The organism is Streptomyces sp. Tu 2975 (genome assembly GCF_009832925.1).
In the GTDB taxonomy this organism is placed as follows: domain Bacteria; phylum Actinomycetota; class Actinomycetes; order Streptomycetales; family Streptomycetaceae; genus Streptomyces.
Window position 1 is genome coordinate 4120205 of sequence record NZ_CP047140.1, and the last position, 15320, is coordinate 4135524.

Here is a 15320-nt window from a genome sequence, read left to right on the forward strand (position 1 = left end):
GCGGCTGTGACTGGGCCACCCGGCCGTACGACACCGCTCCGGTCCCCGGCATCCCGCCCTTCCCGGGTGACGATCCGTCAATGAGCTCGAGACACCGCGACCGGTTTCTGATCGTCCCGGTGATGCTGTGCACCCTCCTCGGCACGCCGGCATCCACAGCCGTGGCGTCCGACGGCCCGGCGCCACCCACAGGCGCCGAAGTGGCACGGCTGTACGCGGAGGCGGCCAAGGCGACGGAGCAGTACGAGCAGGCCAGGCGCGCCGCGGAGCGGCAGCGGGCCACGGCGAACCGGCTCGAAGGCAGGCTGGCACGGCAGCGGGAGCGGCTCGGTGCCATCCATGACGCCATCGGTGGCGTCGCCCGGGAGCAGTACCGCACCGGCGGTTCGCTCGCCCTCACCGGCCGCCTCCTGCTCGCGGACGACCCGGATGCGCTGCTGCGCGGCTACCGGATCGCCGCCCGGGCCGAGAAGGCCGTCAGCCGGCTGTTGGACCGCGAGCGGACGGCGGAGCGCGATCTCGTCGCCGCGGAGACGAGTGCCCGTGCCGCGTGGCAGAACCTCGCCGCACGCAACGCACAGCTGGCAGTCGTCAAGCGCGGTATCGAGACGAAGCTGGAGTCCGCGCAGCGGAAGCTCCAGGCGGAGGCGGACAGCAGCGTGGCGGCGGGCAAGTGTGCCGGCGCGGTGCGCATCGAGCAGCCGGGCGGGCCTCCGCGAGGCCCCGACTGGGTGGCACCCGTGGAGAACTACGCGCTGTCCGCCGGCTTCGGCGGCGCCGGTGAGCGATGGGCGAGCCGGCACACGGGCCAGGACTTCGCCGTCGACATCGGGGCTCCTGTGCGGTCGGTCGGGGCGGGCCGGGTGGCCTTGGTGTCGTGCGGCGGGGCCTTCGGTATCGAGGTCCTGGTGCAGCATCCCGACGGGTACTACTCGCAGTACGCGCACCTGGCGGGGGTCACCGTCGACCCGGGCGAGCGGGTCGACACCGGCCAGTGGATCGGTCAGGCGGGTACGACGGGAAATTCGACGGGACCGCACCTCCACTTCGAGGTGCGGATCACGCCGTATCTGGGGTCCGGTGTGGATCCGGCCGTCTGGCTGCGCGAGCGCGGTGTGATCCTCTGACCGGGACCGCGCCCGCCCCCTGCATCCGCGCGGCAGACCGCCGAAGGCGAGGTGGGGTCGGTGTCAGAGCTGCCCCGAGCGCCGGGCCAGGATCTCCTCGATGACCACCGCGACACCGTCGTCGTTGTTGGCGACCGTGCGCCGGGAAGCGGCCGCGAGCACGTCGGGATGCGCGTTTCCCATGGCGTAGGAGGTCCCCGCCCAGGTCAGCATCTCCACGTCGTTCGGCATGTCGCCGAACGCCACCACCTCGTCGGAGGAGATGCCCCGCTGTGCGCAGCACAGCGCGAGGGTGCTGGCCTTGCTCACGCCCGGTCCGCTGACCTCCAGGAGCGCGGTCGGGCTGGAGCGGGTGAACGACGCGACGGCGCCCGCTGCCGTGCGGGCCAGGGTGAGGAAGCCGTCCGGCTGGAGCTCCGGATGGTGGGCGAGCAGCTTGAGCACGGGGACGCCCTCGCCCGGCTCCTCCTCGTGGAGCAGCTTCTCCACCGGGGCGATGGTCGCTCCGGGGTCGAGATGGAAGGGCGGATAGTCGGGCTCGTAGTGGATGCCGGTGGTCAGCTCGACCGCGAACGACGTGCCGGGAGCGGTCGTGCGCAGCGTCCGCACGACCTCCATGGCCGTACTCCGGGGCAGGTCGCGGACCTCCAGCATCTTGCCGCCCGCATGCAGGTCGACCACCGCGGCGCCGTTCGCGCAGATGGCGAGACCGTGGCCGTGGACATGGGCGCTGACGACGTCCATCCAGCGGGCGGGCCTCCCGGTGACGAAGAAGACCTCGATCCCTGCCTCCTCGGCGGCCGCGAGAGCGGCGATCGTGCGGTCGGAGACCGACTTGTCGTCGCGCAGCAGAGTGCCGTCGAGGTCGGTGGCGATCAGCCGGGGCGTGGTGGCGGGCAGGCGGCGGAGATCGGTAGCTGAGGTCACCGATCCATTCTCGCGTACCGGGTGCACGTGCGTGCGAGAGGGCGCACATTTGAGTGGACACCGGCAGACCGGCCGGCCACGTAGGCTCGGGGCCATGCGTCTGAGCACTGTGATACTCCCCGTCCGCCCGTGGCGGAGCGGTGGCCGCGACGAGTGGCTGCGCGCCGAGCAGCTCGGCTTCCACACCGCGTACACGTACGACCACCTTTCGTGGCGGACCTTCCGTGACGGTCCCTGGTACGGGGCCGTCCCGACGCTGACCGCCGCTGCCGCGGCGACCGACCGGCTGCGCCTCGGGACGCTGGTCACTTCGCCGAACTTCCGGCATCCGGTGACGCTTGCGAAGGACCTGATCTCGCTGGACGACGTCTCGGACGGGCGGATCACCCTGGGCATCGGTGCGGGCGGGACCGGCTTCGACGCCACCGTCCTGGGCCAGGAGGCGTGGACGCCGCGGGAGCGGGCGGACCGCTTCGCCGAGTTCGTGCCGCTGCTCGACCGGCTGTTGACCGAGGGCTCCGTGACGCACGAGGGGTCTTTCTACTCCGCTGTGGAGGCCAGGAACATCCCCGGGTGCGTGCAGCGGCCGCGGCTGCCGTTCGCGATCGCCGCCACCGGTCCGCGCGGGCTGAAGCTCGCAGCGCGGTACGGGCAGGCGTGGGTGACCACCGGAGACCCGAAGCTGTTCGAGACGGGCACCCCCGAGCAGTCCCTGGAAGCCATCAGCGGCCAGATCGACAAGCTTGCCAAGGCCTGTGCCGACACCGGCAGGAACGTGGCAGAGCTGGACAAGATCCTGCTGACCGGCTTCACCCCAGACCGCGGGCGTCCGCTCGAGTCGCTGGACGCGTTCGTGGACTTCGCGGGCAAGCACATCGAGCTCGGGTTCACCGAGATCGTGATCCACGCCCCGATCCCCGATTCGGACTTCGCCGCCGACCGGGCGGTCTTCGAGCGGATCGCGACGGAGGCGCCGGCCCAGCTGGGCGGCTGACGCAGATGCCGCCGCTGGTGCCCTCAGGGGCGCCCGGCGTCGGGGAAGCGGATGAACCGGGGCGGTACGGAAGCGGTGAGCCAGACGCCGTTGGCGCTGACCCGGAAGACATGGCCGGCCCGGTGCAGCGCTCCGGCGTGGACGGAGAGGACGACGGGTCGGCCACGCCGGGCGCCCACGCGGGTCGCCGTCTCCCGGTCGGGCGAGAGGTGCACGTCGTGGCGGGCCATGGGCAGCAGGCCGTTCGCGCGGATCGCGTTCAGGTTGTGGGAGACGGTGCCGTGGTACAGGTACTCGGGCGGCTCGGCGGCGGGCAGGTCGAGATCGACGGCGACGGTGTGGCCCTGGTTGGCGCGGATGCGGGTGCCGTCGATGGTGAAACGGCGTTTGTCGTTGACGGCGACGACATGCTCGAGCTCGGCGTGGGTGAAACGGAAGCCGTGCTCGGACGCGGCCCGCATCAGTTCATCGATCTCCACCCAGCCGTTGGCGTCGAGAGTGATGCCGATCCGGTCCGGTTGGTGGCGCAGATGCTTCGAGAGGTACTTCGACACCTTGACAGTGCGTCTCTCGTCGGGCGGCTCTGCCCCGCCGTGCTCAGATTTCGGGTTCATGCCGCCAGCGTGCCCGGTGGGATGTCGCCGACGCCACTGAGAAAAGTTCTGCAATGAGGTTTGATCCACAACCAACTCCTCTTATCCACAGGGGAATTGGCGATTCTGTGGACAACTACTCCTGCGTCTTAGTCCATTTGGTCAACCTCCGTCGATTTTGCATAGTTTGATGCCAATGTTTCCAATGTCCTGTTGTGCACCTCTCGTTCGGTAGCGGCGTGAACAAAGGCAGCAGCCTCAGCCGCGCCAACCAGCCGCCGTACGGCCTGCATCGTTCCGGCCGGAAGGGCGACCGTCGCAAGCTCCTCCTCCACTTTCGGCGGCGCTTCGGCCATGAGGTGGTGACGGAGGTGGAGAGTGGCGAACAACCGCATGGCACGCGCGAGTTCGGCGTCGATCGTCTGCCGGGCGAGCGGGCGTAGCCGCCGTACCAGTGCCGCTGCCTCCGTAGCATCTGCGTCGGTCGGCGGTCCGTGTTCCAGGAACCGGGCGAAGACATGCTCCGTCGTGAACTCCAGGAACCTGGAGGCGATGTGCTCGACCTGCTGTCGAACCTCCCTGAGATGAACCGATATTGCGGTCAGCGGAACACCGGCCGCATGCAACTCCGCCGCCACGGCCAGCTCTTGCGGGCTCGGCACGAGGAATTCGTCCTCGATGCCAGGCACCGGTTCCAGTACGCCCAGCGCCACCGCTTCCGCGAGAGCGTCCTCGTCGGGAACACCGCCGAACCGTCGCTCCAGCTCCGCACGGGAGATCCTCGCGACTTCCTCGTCGGTCCACGGCCCCTGCACCTCGGCCGCCAGGCCGAGCACTCCGCCGAGGCCGCGACCGGTGTCCCAGGCGTCCAGAAGCTCCTTGATGGAAGCCAGGGTGTAGCCCCGGTCGAGGAGGTCCGCGATCTGGTGCAGGCGGTCGAGGTGTGCGGGGCCGTACACGTTGGAACGGCCCCGTCGCTCCGGCCTGGGCAGCAGCCCGCGGTCCTGATAGGCGCGGATGGTCCGGACCGTTGCCCCGCTGTGGTGCGCCAGGTCCTCGATCCGGTATTCCGCTGCTGACTGGTCCGGCAAGGCCGCTCCCTCAACTACGGCCGGAGGCACGCATCAGAGCCTCGGCTTGATCCTGGCGATTGCGCGCAGCAGCCCCGGCGAGATGCGTGACAGCAGCCGGGCTCCACGCGCCTCCGGGGTGACCGGTACGACGGCCTGGTTCCGCACCACCGCACGCAGGATGGCGTCCGCGACCTTCTCCGGAGGGTAGTTGCGCAACCCGTACAGCCGGGCCGTCCTGTTCTGCCGCCGCTTCTCCTCGATCGCGTCCACCCCTGCGAAGCGTGCGGTGGAGGTGATGTTGGTGTTGACGATCCCGGGGCAGACCGCGGTGACCCCGATGTCCCGGCCGGCCAGTTCGGCGCGCAGGCACTCGCTGAGCATCAGCACCGCGGCCTTCGAGGTGCTGTACGCGGGCAGGGCCCTGGACGGCAGATAGGCGGCGGCAGAAGCGGTGTTGACTATGTGGCCACCCTGGCCGCGCTCGGCCATCTGACCGCCGAAGATCCGGCAACCGTGGATCACTCCCCACAAGTTGACGTCCAGGACCTGTTTCCAGTCGTCCGAGCTCGTGTCCAGGAAAGGGCCGGAGAGGCCGACCCCGGCGTTGTTGACCAGCACATCGACGACGCCGTACTCGGCGGCGACCTTCTCTGCCAGCTTTTCCATGGCCTGCTCGTCGCTGACGTCCACCGCCTCGGCCCAGGCGTCGAGGGCGCCTCTGAGCAGGCACGTCTCCACTGTGCCGGCCGCGCCTGCGGCGTCCCGGTCCGCGGCCACCACGCGCGCCCCGGCCGCCGCGAAGGCGAGCGCCGTGGCCCGGCCGATGCCGCTGGCCGCCCCGGTCACCAGGACCAGCCGGCCGGCGAAGTGTTCCGCGTACGGTCCTGCTGCCGGCCGCGCCTCCGTCTGCTGTCCGCCCGAGCCGACCGACCTGTCGGCACCGCCCTCGTTGGCCTCGACGAAGTCGGCGATCCAGGTGCCGAGTTGATCAGGTCGCGTCCGGGGCACCCAGTGCTTGGCGGCCAGCGAGCGGCGGGTCAACTGCGGTACCCAGTCGTCGAGATCGTCGTACAGCCGCTCGGAGAGGAACGCGTCACCGGTCGGGGTGATCAGCTGGACCGGAGCGTGGGCGTGGGCGTCGGTGCGCGGACGGCGCAGCCGCGCTCGGACGTTGTCGCGGTAGAGCCAGGCGCCGCGGGCAGCGTCCTGCGGCAGTGACGCCGTCGGGTAGTCGCCTGCGGGCACCTTCTCGACCCGCTGAAGAATCCCCGGCCAGTACTTGCCCAGCGGGCCGCGCCAGGCCAGTTCGGGCAGTACCGGTGTGTGCAGCAGGTACACGTACCAGGACTTGGCGCCCTGGCCGAGCAGTTGTCCCACCCTTCTGGGGGTCGGACGGATCGTCCGCCGTTTGATCCAGTGGCCGAAGTGGTCCAGGGACGGGCCCGACATGGAGGTGAAGGAGGCGATGCGACCCTCGGTCCGCCCGACCGTGACGAACTCCCACGCCTGCACGGAGCCCCAGTCGTGTCCGACCAGGTGTACGGGCCGGTCCGGGCTCACGGCGTCGGCGACCGCCAGGAAGTCGTCCGTCAGCTTCTCGAGGGTGAATCCGCCGCGCAGCGGGACCGGCGCAGTGGAGCGTCCATGGCCGCGGACGTCGTACAGCACCACATGGAAGCGCTCCGCGAGGCGGGCCGCGACCTCCGACCAGACCTCCTTGCTGTCGGGATAGCCGTGGACGAGCACCACGGTCGGCCGTGTCGCGTCGCCGAGCTCGGCGACGCACAGCTCGATCCCTCCCGTACTGATCCGGCGCTCGCGCGCCGTCGGCAGTCCTCGCACGCTCAACGGTCCTCTCGTCGGCACAGCCTCCGCACCCGGGCATCGTCCGGCCGGAAAGGCGCTTCGCCAGGGTCGTCGGAGCCGCGACCGCCACGCGGTCGCCGGACCGACGGATACCCCTGCCACCGTCCGTCCCTCAGGCGGCACGCGCCGTAACCTGCCACTGATGAATGTGACAATGCCCGGCGGCTGCGTCAAGGGGCGTGCGGTGCCTGTGGAAAACCCCGACCGCGGGATCCGGCCCCCGACGGTCGCGTCCACCAAGGTCGGACAGCCCTTACGGGCCTGTACCTCTTGAGTCGGAGACGGATAGAGCCGCGAGGCTGACGTCAGACGTGCCGTACGCCACTACCTTCGAAACGTGACTGTGATCGCGACCGAAAGCCTGAGCAAGCGGTTCCCCAGGGTGACCGCGCTTGACCGGCTCTCCTTGGACATCGGCCCCGGTGTGACCGGCCTGGTGGGCGCCAACGGAGCCGGCAAGTCCACGTTGATCAAGATCCTGCTGGGTCTGTCCCCCGCCACGGAAGGCCGCGCCGCCGTGCTCGGCCTGGATGTCGCCACCGACGGCGCCCGTATCCGCGAGCAGGTGGGCTACATGCCCGAGCACGACTGCCTGCCGCCGGACGTCTCCGCCACGGAGTTCGTCGTCCACATGGCGCGCATGTCCGGCCTCCCGCCGACCGCCGCACGAGAACGCACCGCGGACACGCTGCGCCACGTCGGCCTGTACGAGGAGCGGTACCGCCCCATCGGCGGTTACTCGACCGGCATGAAGCAGCGGGTGAAACTCGCGCAGGCCCTGGTCCACGACCCGAAGCTGGTGCTGCTCGACGAGCCGACCAACGGTCTCGACCCGGTCGGCCGTGACGAGATGCTCGGCCTGATCCGGCGCGTCCACACCGACTTCGGCATCTCGGTCCTGGTCACCTCTCATCTGCTCGGAGAGCTCGAGCGCACCTGCGACCATGTCGTCGTCGTCGACGGCGGCACCCTGCTGCGCTCCAGCTCCACCAAGGAGTTCACGCAGACGACGACCACCCTGGCGGTCGAGGTCACCGACTCCGACGCACACCCCGACGGTACGGCCGCGCTCCGTGCGGCCCTCACCGCCGCCGGGCTCAAGCTGCACGACCGCACGGAGGACGGGCTGCCCGGCGCCGGCCACATCCTCCTGCTCGAGGCGGCCGGCGAAGAGACGTACGACACCGTGCGCGACGCCGTCGCCGAACTCGGTCTCGGGCTCGTGCGCATGGAACAGCGACGCCACCACATCGCGGAGGTCTTCCGCCCTGAGGCCGCCAAGGCCATGGAGGTGCAGGCCTGATGAGCACCCAGACCCACGGCGGCCAGGTGCCCGGTACGACGCGGATCCACAACATCGGATACCGCAACTACGACGGCCCCCGCCTCGGACGCGCCTATGCGCGCCGCTCCCTCTTCTCGCAGTCGCTGCGCGGCGCCTTCGGTCTCGGCCGCTCGGCCAAGTCCAAGGTGCTGCCGATGATCCTGCTCGGCATCATGTGCATGGTCGCGGCGATCATCGTGGCCGTGGCCGTCGCCACCCCCAACATGACCGACCTGCCGCTGAAGTACACGCGCTACGCGATCATCATGCAGGCGCTGATCGCGTTGTTCCTCGCCTCGCAGGCCCCGCAGTCCGTCTCCCGCGATCTGCGTTTCAAGTCCGTGCCGCTGTACTTCTCCCGACCGATCGAACGCGTCGACTACGTCCTCGCCAAGTTCGCGGCCATGGCCTCCGCCGTCTTCGTGCTCACCGCCGCACCGCTGGTGATCCTCTACGCGGGTGCGCTGCTGGCGAAGTTCGACTTCGCCGACCAGACGAAGGGCTTCGCGCAGGGACTGGTCTCCGTGGCTGTGCTCTCCGTCCTGTTCGGCGGGATCGGGCTCGTGCTCGCCGCGTTCACCCCCCGCCGAGGCTTCGGCGTCGCCGCCGTGATCGCGACGCTCACCATCACCTACGGCGCGGTCTCCACCGTCCAGGCCATCGCCTGGGAGACGGGCTCCGCCGGTGTGATCCAGTGGCTGGGCCTGTTCTCACCGGTCACGCTCATCGACGGGTTGCAGACCGCCTTCCTCGGCGCGACCTCCGCCTTCCCCGGTGGTGAGGGACCCGGCGCCGGCGTCGGAGTCGTCTACCTGCTCGTCGTCCTCGCGCTCGTCGCCGGTTCGTACGGCGTCCTCATGCGCCGTTACCGAAAGGTCGGGCTGTGAGCTCGGAACCGTCGCCCGCCACCACCCTTCCTAGGAATGCGCTGCGCCCATGAGCACTCTTCGCATCGACAACACCTCGCGGTGGTTCGGCAACGTCGTCGCCGTCAACGACGTGACGATGACCATCGGCCCCGGCGTCACCGGCCTCCTCGGCCCCAACGGCGCGGGAAAGTCCACCCTCATCAACATGATGGGCGGCTTCCTCGCCCCCTCGAACGGCACCGTCACCCTCGACGGGGCACAGATCTGGCGCAACGAGTCCGTGTACCGGCAGATCGGCGTCGTCCCGGAGCGGGAGGCGATGTACGACTTCCTCACCGGCCGTGAGTTCGTGGTCGCCAACGCCGAGCTGCACGGCCTGGGCGCGAAGGAGGCCCAAAGGGCTCTCGCGACGGTCGAGATGGAGTACGCGCAGGACCGCAAGGTCTCCACGTACAGCAAGGGCATGCGCCAGCGGGTGAAGATGGCTTCCGCCCTGGTGCACGACCCGTCGGTGCTGCTGCTCGACGAACCGTTCAACGGCATGGACCCGCGCCAGCGGATGCAGCTGATGGATCTGCTGCGACGGATGGGCGCCGAGGGCCGCACGGTCCTGTTCTCCTCGCACATCCTGGAGGAGGTGGAGCAACTCGCCTCGCACATCGAGGTGATCGTCGCCGGACGCCACGCGGCCAGCGGTGACTTCCGCCGTATCCGCCGGCTGATGACCGACCGGCCGCACCGCTACCTGGTGCGCTCCAGCGACGACCGGGCGCTCGCCGCCGCCCTGATCGCCGACCCGTCGACCGCTGGGATCGAGGTCGACCTGGCCGAGGGCGCGCTGCGCATCCAGGCAGTCGACTTCGGCCGGTTCACCGAGCTCCTTCCGAAGGTCGCCCGCGAGCACTCCATCCGGCTGCTGACGGTCTCGCCCTCGGACGAGTCCCTCGAGTCGGTCTTCTCCTACCTCGTAGCGGCCTGAAAGGAGCTGTGACGGACATGTACAACCCCACAGTCGCCCGGCTCACCTACCGGGCCGTCCTCGGCAGGCGCCGAGCCGCGATCCTGTTCGTGCTCCCCGGACTGCTGCTGCTGATCGCGGCCGCCGTGCGGGGCTTCAACGGGGCGGACGACCAGGTCGCCGCCGATGTCCTCGGCGGGTTCGCCATCGCCACGATGGTTCCCCTGATCGGTGTCATCGCCGGCACAGGGTCGATCGGCCCCGAGATCGACGACGGCTCGATCGTCTATCTGCTCGCCAAGCCGGTGAAGCGGCCGACGATCATCTTCACCAAACTCATCGTCGCGATCGCCGTCACGATGGCCTTCTCCGCGGTACCCACGTTCATCGCGGGTTTCATCCTGAACGGCAACGGCCAGCAGGTGGCCATCGCCTACACCGTGGCGGCCCTGGTGGCGTCGATCGCCTACAGCGCGCTCTTCCTGCTGCTCGGCACGGTCAGCCGGCACGCGGTGGTCATCGGCCTCGTCTACGCCCTGGTGTGGGAGACCCTCTTCGGCAGCCTGGTGCCCGGCGCCCGCACGCTGAGCGTCCAGCAGTGGTCGCTGGCGCTCGCCGAGAAGATCGGCGGCGAAGGGCTGATCGGCTCCGACGTGGGCCTGCCCGCGGCGGTGGCGCTGCTGGCGGGGGTCACGGTGGCCGCGACCTGGTACGCGGGCCAGAAGCTGCGGGTGCTCAAGCTCGCCGGCGAGGAGTGACCCGCGATCGGTCCCGGCCTCGGCCCCTGCCCTTCCGGCAGGGGCCGAGGCATATCGCGTAACTGTACGGTTATCGGCTCGTTGTCCACCGTGCGTGGAGGCAACTGGAGTTCGTGACGTCGAGGGTTCGTGAAGTCGGGGATTGCCGGTGCCGGGGCGACGTTCTCGCCCGGGCCGGTCATTGAGTGGGATGCACCGTGAGCCGACCTCCGCTCCTGGGCCCGGGGAGAGGGCTGTCCCTGACGGTTTCACGAACGGAAGGCATTCCCATGCCGACGGAAAATGCCCTGCTCGAGTCGCGCGCGATACGCGTCGAGCACGCGGGGCGGGTCGAGGCGCTGGACAAGGTGAAGGCTCTTGCCCTGCTGCCCGACAGCATTCATGTGTCCACAGAGGGCGTCGCGCGCTACTTCGAAGTATCCACAGAGGTCATCAAAAAGGTGACGCAGCGGCATCGCGAGGAGCTCACCGGGAACGGGATGCAGGTGCTGAAGGGCTCTGACCTGGGCGAATATGAGAGGGACAGCTTGTCCCTCTCATACGAGGGCGAGGTGAGTTATCCACAGCGCCGCTCCAGCCTCACCCTCTTCACCCGCCGGACGGTGCTCAACATCGCGATGCTGCTGCGCGACAGTGACATCGCCCGCCGCGTCCGCACCCACCTCCTCGACGCCGAGGAGTCCCTGCGTGAGGGCTACGCCTCCCTCGACCGTCGTGTCACGGCCGTCGAGCACTGCCTCGCCGGTGTCGGTACGGCCCTGCAGGAACTGGGGCCGGTGCTCAACCGGATGTCGGAGCGGCTCGACCGCCTCGACCACCGGCTCGACGCCACCAACCGGGTCGTCGCCGCGATGAGCAACCGGCTGTGCGAGCTGTCCGACGACATGGCCCGGATGGACGCCAGGATGGACGACTTCGCCCGTCAGTTGCGGGATCTTCGCCGTCGTAGGCACCGCTGATTAATCGGTGGCGCCGGACCGACCGGCCCGGCACAGTTGTGGGGCCGGGACAGCACATCTGTGCGACCGGCGTCACCGACCGGGAGAGGAGCGCGGCGATGACCGAGGGTTCGAGCCCGAGTCCGTCGTGCTCCCGTCGAGGCGGCACCCGGCAGGCCGCGGAGTAGTCATCACACTCCGCACGGCCGCCGGGCGGCCGCCCAGGGGGCGGCCGCTTCGAGCGCGCATCCGCGCGGGCCGCCCCCTCCCGGACACTCAGCCGGCGAGCAGGTGCTCCAGCACCACCGCGATGCCGTCGTTGTCGTTCGACGCGGTGATCTCGTGGGCCACGGCCTTCAGTTCGTCGTGCGCGTTCGCCATCGCCACGCCGTGCGCCGCCCAGCCGAACATCGGGATGTCGTTCGGCATGTCACCGAAGGCGATGGTGTCCGCCGCCCGCAGTCCCAGCCGCCGGGCGGCCAGCGACAGGCCGGTGGCCTTGCTCAGTCCCAGCGGCAGGATCTCCACGACGCCCGCGCCGGCCATGACGACGTCCACCAGATTCCCGACCGTCGCCCTGGCCGCCTTCGCCAGTTCGTCGTCGCCGAGCGTCGGGTGCTGTATGTAGACCTTGTTCAGCGGTGCTGCCCACAGGTCGGCGGGGTCGTGCATGGGCACGTACGGCAGCGGGCCTTCCAGCACCCGGTAACCGGAGCCGACGAGCACGTCGCCCTCGAGTCCGTCGCGGCTCGCGGCGAGCAGCAGCGGCCCCACCTCGGCCTCGATCTTGGACAGGGCGAGCCCGGCCAGCTGCCGGTCGAGCGTCACGGAGGTCAGCAGCCGGTGCTCGCCGGCGTGGTAGACCTGCGCCCCCTGCCCGCAGACCGCCAGACCGTCGTACCCGAGGTCGTCGAGGATGTGCCGCGTCCACGGCACCGCCCGACCGGTGACGATGATGTGCGCGGCGCCCGCCTCTGTGACCGCGGCGAGCGCGTCGCGCGTGCGCTGCGAAACCGTGTCGTCGTCGCGCAGCAGCGTTCCGTCGAGATCGGTGGCGACCAGCTTGTACGGGAAGGGGCGGGGCTCACTTGGCGATCGGCTCCAGCAGTTCACGGCCACCCAGATACGGGCGCAGCACCTCAGGAACCCGCACAGAACCGTCGGCCAGCTGGTGGTTCTCGAGAATCGCGACGATGGTGCGCGGCACGGCGCACAGTGTTCCGTTCAGCGTCGCGAGCGGCTGCACCTTCTTGCCTTCGCGCATACGCACGGACAGGCGGCGCGCCTGGAAGCCGTCGCAGTTCGAGGCGGAGGTCAGCTCGCGGTACTTCCCCTGCGTCGGGATCCACGCCTCGCAGTCGAACTTGCGCGACGCGGAGGCACCCAGGTCACCGGTCGCCACGTCGATCACCTGGAACGGCAGCTCCAGGGCGGTCAGCCACTGCTTCTCCCAGTCCAGCAGCCGCTTGTGCTCGGCCTCGGCGTCCTCCGGCGCGACGTACGAGAACATCTCGACCTTGTCGAACTGGTGGACGCGGAAGATGCCGCGGGTGTCCTTGCCGTAGGTGCCGGCCTCCCGGCGGAAGCAGGGCGAGAAACCCGCGTACCGCAGTGGCAGCTTGTCGGCGTCGAGGATCTCGTCCATGTGGTACGCGGCGAGCGGTACTTCGGACGTGCCGACCAGGTAGTAGTCGTCCTTCTCCAGGTGGTACACGTTCTCCGAGGCCTGGCCGAGGAACCCGGTGCCCTCCATGGCGCGCGGACGGACCAGCGCGGGCGTGAGCATCGGGATGAAGCCGGCCTCCGTGGCCTGCGCGATCGCCGCGTTGACGAGGGCGAGCTCGAGAAGCGCGCCGACACCGGTGAGGTAGTAGAAGCGCGAGCCGGACACCTTGGCGCCGCGCTCGACGTCGATGGCGCCGAGCGCCTCGCCGAGCTCCAGGTGGTCCTTCGGGGTGAAGCCCTCCGCGCCGAAGTCGCGGATCGTGCCGTGCGTCTCGAGGACGACGAAGTCCTCCTCACCGCCGACCGGGACGTCCTCGTGGACGAGGTTGCCGAGCTTGAGCAGCAGACGGCGGGTCTCTTCCTCGGCGTCGTTCTGCTCGGCCTCGGCGGCCTTGACGTCGCTCTTGAGCTGCTCGGCCTTCTTGAGCAGTTCGGTGCGCTCGTCCGGGGTGGCCCTGGGGATCAGCTTGCCGAGCGACTTCTGCTCGGAGCGCAGCTCGTCGAAGCGGAGGCCCGAGGACCTTCGCCGCTCGTCGGCGGAGAGCAGGGCGTCGACGAGGCCGACGTCCTCTCCACGGGCGCGCTGGGAGGCGCGGACACGGTCAGGGTCCTCACGGAGCAGGCGAAGGTCAATCACCCCACCAGGCTACCGGTGCCGACTCGCCCCACCCCACCCGATATCTAGGTGCGTGTCGCTTTGCCCGGATTGCGGGCAGTTGCCAGCATTAACAAAGGTGCGGCAAAACAAATCCCGCAGTGTCGAACAATCGAGGCTCTTTCGTCGAAAGGGTGCACGGGGATGCTTCCCGCCTCGACCCCGCACTCCCTGGCAGCCGCCCCTGGAGGGGCTTGTCCACAGGGATGCGCCGGCCCGTACAGTTATCCACAGCCTGTGTGCATGATCTGTGGATTACGGAAGTGATCATTCCGGCAGTGGTTCGCAGGGGCGGGAATTCGCATCTCAAACCGGCCTCACACACTCATTCGGGTGGGAATTCCTCGCTCCAAAGAGTTGATCAATGGAATTCGGGTGACAGGGCCGACCTGGTCCTCTGTGGACGGAAGTGTGCGGGTCGGCCGATTTGTCGACCCTGTGGCGTTCTGTTGTCGACTTGTCCCCAGGTCGAGAAGCGTGCCTGTGGACAAGTTCTGTGGACAACGAAAATCTGCAGGTAGGACCGGCAGCTTCAGGGCACGACGCCTCAGGCGCGGCCGTCCTGGCAGCGCGCCAGCCAGTCCGACGCGGCCGTGAACTCCACGTCCGACGTGCCGGCCCGCAGCGGCCGTACGTCGTCCGCCGTCACACCGGCCCTCGGATAGGAACCGAGGAAACGCACCTTGGGACAGATCCGCTTCAGCCCCATCAATGCCTCGCCCACCCGCCGGTCCGCGATATGGCCTTCCGCGTCCACCGCGAAGCAGTAGTTCCCGATGCCGGCGCCCGTCGGCCGGGACTGGATCAGCATCAGGTTGACCCCGCGAACCGCGAACTCCTGGAGCAGTTCCAGCAGCGCACCGGGGTGGTCGTCACCCAGCCAGATGACGACGGACGTCTTGTCGGCACCGGTCGGCGCCGAGGGCCTCGCGGGCCGCCCCACCAGGACGAAGCGCGTCTCCGCGTTCTCCGCGTCGTGGATCTCGCTGACCAGAGGCACCAGCCCGTACGTGGCCGCCGCGAACTCGCCGGCGAAGGCGGCGTCGTAGCGGCCTTCCTGCACCAGCCGGGCGCCGTCCGCGTTCGAGGCGGCCGACTCCCACAGCGCGTCGGGCAGGTTGTTGCGCAGCCAGTTCCGCACCTGCGGCTGCGCGACCGGGTGGCCGGTCACCGTCTTCACCTCCGAGAGCTTCGTCCCCGGCCGCACCAGCAGCGCGAAGGCGATGGGCAGCAGCACCTCGCGGTAGATCATCAGCGGCTCGCCCGAGGCCAGCTCGTCGAGCGTGGCGGTGACACCACCCTCCACGGAGTTCTCGATCGGTACGAGAGCGGCCGCCGCCTCCCCGGCCCGTACGGCGTCGAGCGCGGCGGGGACGGAGACCATCGGGACGAGTTCCCTGGTCGCGGCTTCCGGGAGAGTACGCAGGGCGGCTTCGGTGAAGGTGCCCTCGGGACCGAGATATGTGAAGCGCGTGGCCGACATACCGTCACCCTAATGGGCCGCGGAACCGCC

At 69.5% G+C, this 15320-nt stretch carries 14 protein-coding genes; 7 read left to right on the top strand and 7 right to left on the bottom strand.

All coding sequences use genetic code 11. The features are described from left to right. The first annotated feature begins 80 nt into the window (after positions 1–80). On the top strand, positions 81–1127 hold the full coding sequence (locus GLX30_RS18195; RefSeq protein ID WP_159689965.1) for a M23 family metallopeptidase: 1047 nt from the start codon (positions 81–83) through the stop codon (positions 1125–1127). 63 nt (positions 1128–1190) lie between these two features. Here GLX30_RS18195 and GLX30_RS18200 read toward each other — a convergent pair whose 3' ends face one another. Then, positions 1191–2054: a Cof-type HAD-IIB family hydrolase gene (locus GLX30_RS18200; RefSeq protein WP_159689968.1), complete on the bottom strand. Its 864-nt coding sequence runs from the start codon at positions 2052–2054 to the stop codon at positions 1191–1193. Between the two features lie 94 nt (positions 2055–2148). On the opposite strand from GLX30_RS18200, the gene GLX30_RS18205 reads away from it, so the two are divergent. Continuing rightward, entirely contained in the window at positions 2149–3048 is a 900-nt protein-coding gene (locus tag GLX30_RS18205; protein WP_159689973.1) for an LLM class flavin-dependent oxidoreductase, read from the top strand. A gap of 23 nt (positions 3049–3071) precedes the next feature. Here GLX30_RS18205 and GLX30_RS18210 read toward each other — a convergent pair whose 3' ends face one another. The 3 genes from GLX30_RS18210 to GLX30_RS18220 form a co-directional block, all read right to left on the bottom strand. Beyond that, a complete protein-coding gene (locus tag GLX30_RS18210) occupies positions 3072–3662 on the bottom strand; it encodes an RNA 2'-phosphotransferase (RefSeq protein WP_159689978.1) in 591 nt (196 codons plus the stop codon). Between the two features lie 128 nt (positions 3663–3790). Then, the gene (locus tag GLX30_RS18215) at positions 3791–4732 is read right to left on the bottom strand and encodes a MerR family transcriptional regulator (RefSeq protein WP_159689981.1); all 942 of its coding nucleotides are present in this window, start codon (positions 4730–4732) and stop codon (positions 3791–3793) included. Between the two features lie 33 nt (positions 4733–4765). Beyond that, a complete protein-coding gene (locus tag GLX30_RS18220; RefSeq protein WP_159689984.1) occupies positions 4766–6562 on the bottom strand; it encodes an SDR family oxidoreductase in 1797 nt (598 codons plus the stop codon). Between the two features lie 361 nt (positions 6563–6923). Between GLX30_RS18220 and GLX30_RS18225 the strand changes: the two genes are divergently transcribed. The 5 genes from GLX30_RS18225 (at position 6924) to GLX30_RS18245 (ending at position 11448) form a co-directional block, all read left to right on the top strand. After that, positions 6924–7883, top strand: coding sequence for an ABC transporter ATP-binding protein (locus GLX30_RS18225; protein ID WP_159695106.1), 960 nt, complete (start codon positions 6924–6926; stop codon positions 7881–7883). Further along, the gene (locus GLX30_RS18230) at positions 7883–8791 is read left to right on the top strand and encodes an ABC transporter permease (protein WP_159689987.1); all 909 of its coding nucleotides are present in this window, start codon (positions 7883–7885) and stop codon (positions 8789–8791) included. The genes GLX30_RS18225 and GLX30_RS18230 overlap by 1 nt, the downstream gene beginning before the upstream one ends. A 49-nt stretch (positions 8792–8840) precedes the next feature. Beyond that, positions 8841–9752 carry an ABC transporter ATP-binding protein gene (locus tag GLX30_RS18235; RefSeq protein ID WP_159689990.1) on the top strand — a complete coding sequence of 304 codons (912 nt, stop codon included), beginning with the start codon at positions 8841–8843 and terminating at the stop codon, positions 9750–9752. Positions 9753–9769: 17 nt separating this feature from the next. After that, complete coding sequence (locus GLX30_RS18240) at positions 9770–10489, top strand: ABC transporter permease (RefSeq protein WP_159689993.1); 720 nt, start codon at positions 9770–9772, stop codon at positions 10487–10489. Positions 10490–10758: 269 nt separating this feature from the next. Further along, positions 10759–11448 (top strand): hypothetical protein, encoded by a 690-nt coding sequence (locus tag GLX30_RS18245; protein WP_159689996.1) that lies wholly within the window; start codon positions 10759–10761, stop codon positions 11446–11448. A gap of 255 nt (positions 11449–11703) precedes the next feature. On the opposite strand, the gene GLX30_RS18250 is transcribed toward GLX30_RS18245, so the two are convergent. From GLX30_RS18250 to pheA, 3 genes are all read right to left on the bottom strand, one after another. Continuing rightward, positions 11704–12540, bottom strand: a complete 837-nt coding sequence (locus tag GLX30_RS18250; RefSeq protein WP_159689999.1) for an HAD family hydrolase — start codon at positions 12538–12540, stop codon at positions 11704–11706. Continuing rightward, positions 12512–13789, bottom strand: a complete 1278-nt coding sequence (serS, locus tag GLX30_RS18255; RefSeq protein WP_159690002.1) for a serine--tRNA ligase — start codon at positions 13787–13789, stop codon at positions 12512–12514. Before serS ends, GLX30_RS18250 begins: the two co-directional genes overlap by 29 nt. Positions 13790–14354: 565 nt before the next feature. Continuing rightward, entirely contained in the window at positions 14355–15290 is a 936-nt protein-coding gene (pheA, locus tag GLX30_RS18260; RefSeq protein WP_159690004.1) for a prephenate dehydratase, read from the bottom strand. Positions 15291–15320 lie beyond the last annotated feature (30 nt).

Bases quoted from the DNA above. Each gene is read 5' to 3' on its own strand.
- GLX30_RS18205 (WP_159689973.1), top strand. From the start codon at position 2,149: ATGCGTCTGAGCACTGTGATACTCCCCGTCCGCCCGTGGCGGAGCGGT.
- GLX30_RS18240 (WP_159689993.1), top strand. From the start codon at position 9,770: ATGTACAACCCCACAGTCGCCCGGCTCACCTACCGGGCCGTCCTCGGC.
- GLX30_RS18245 (WP_159689996.1), top strand. From the start codon at position 10,759: ATGCCGACGGAAAATGCCCTGCTCGAGTCGCGCGCGATACGCGTCGAG.
- GLX30_RS18195 (WP_159689965.1), top strand. From the start codon at position 81: ATGAGCTCGAGACACCGCGACCGGTTTCTGATCGTCCCGGTGATGCTG.
- GLX30_RS18230 (WP_159689987.1), top strand. From the start codon at position 7,883: ATGAGCACCCAGACCCACGGCGGCCAGGTGCCCGGTACGACGCGGATC.
- pheA (WP_159690004.1), bottom strand. From the start codon at position 15,290: ATGTCGGCCACGCGCTTCACATATCTCGGTCCCGAGGGCACCTTCACC.
- GLX30_RS18210 (WP_159689978.1), bottom strand. From the start codon at position 3,662: ATGAACCCGAAATCTGAGCACGGCGGGGCAGAGCCGCCCGACGAGAGA.
- GLX30_RS18235 (WP_159689990.1), top strand. From the start codon at position 8,841: ATGAGCACTCTTCGCATCGACAACACCTCGCGGTGGTTCGGCAACGTC.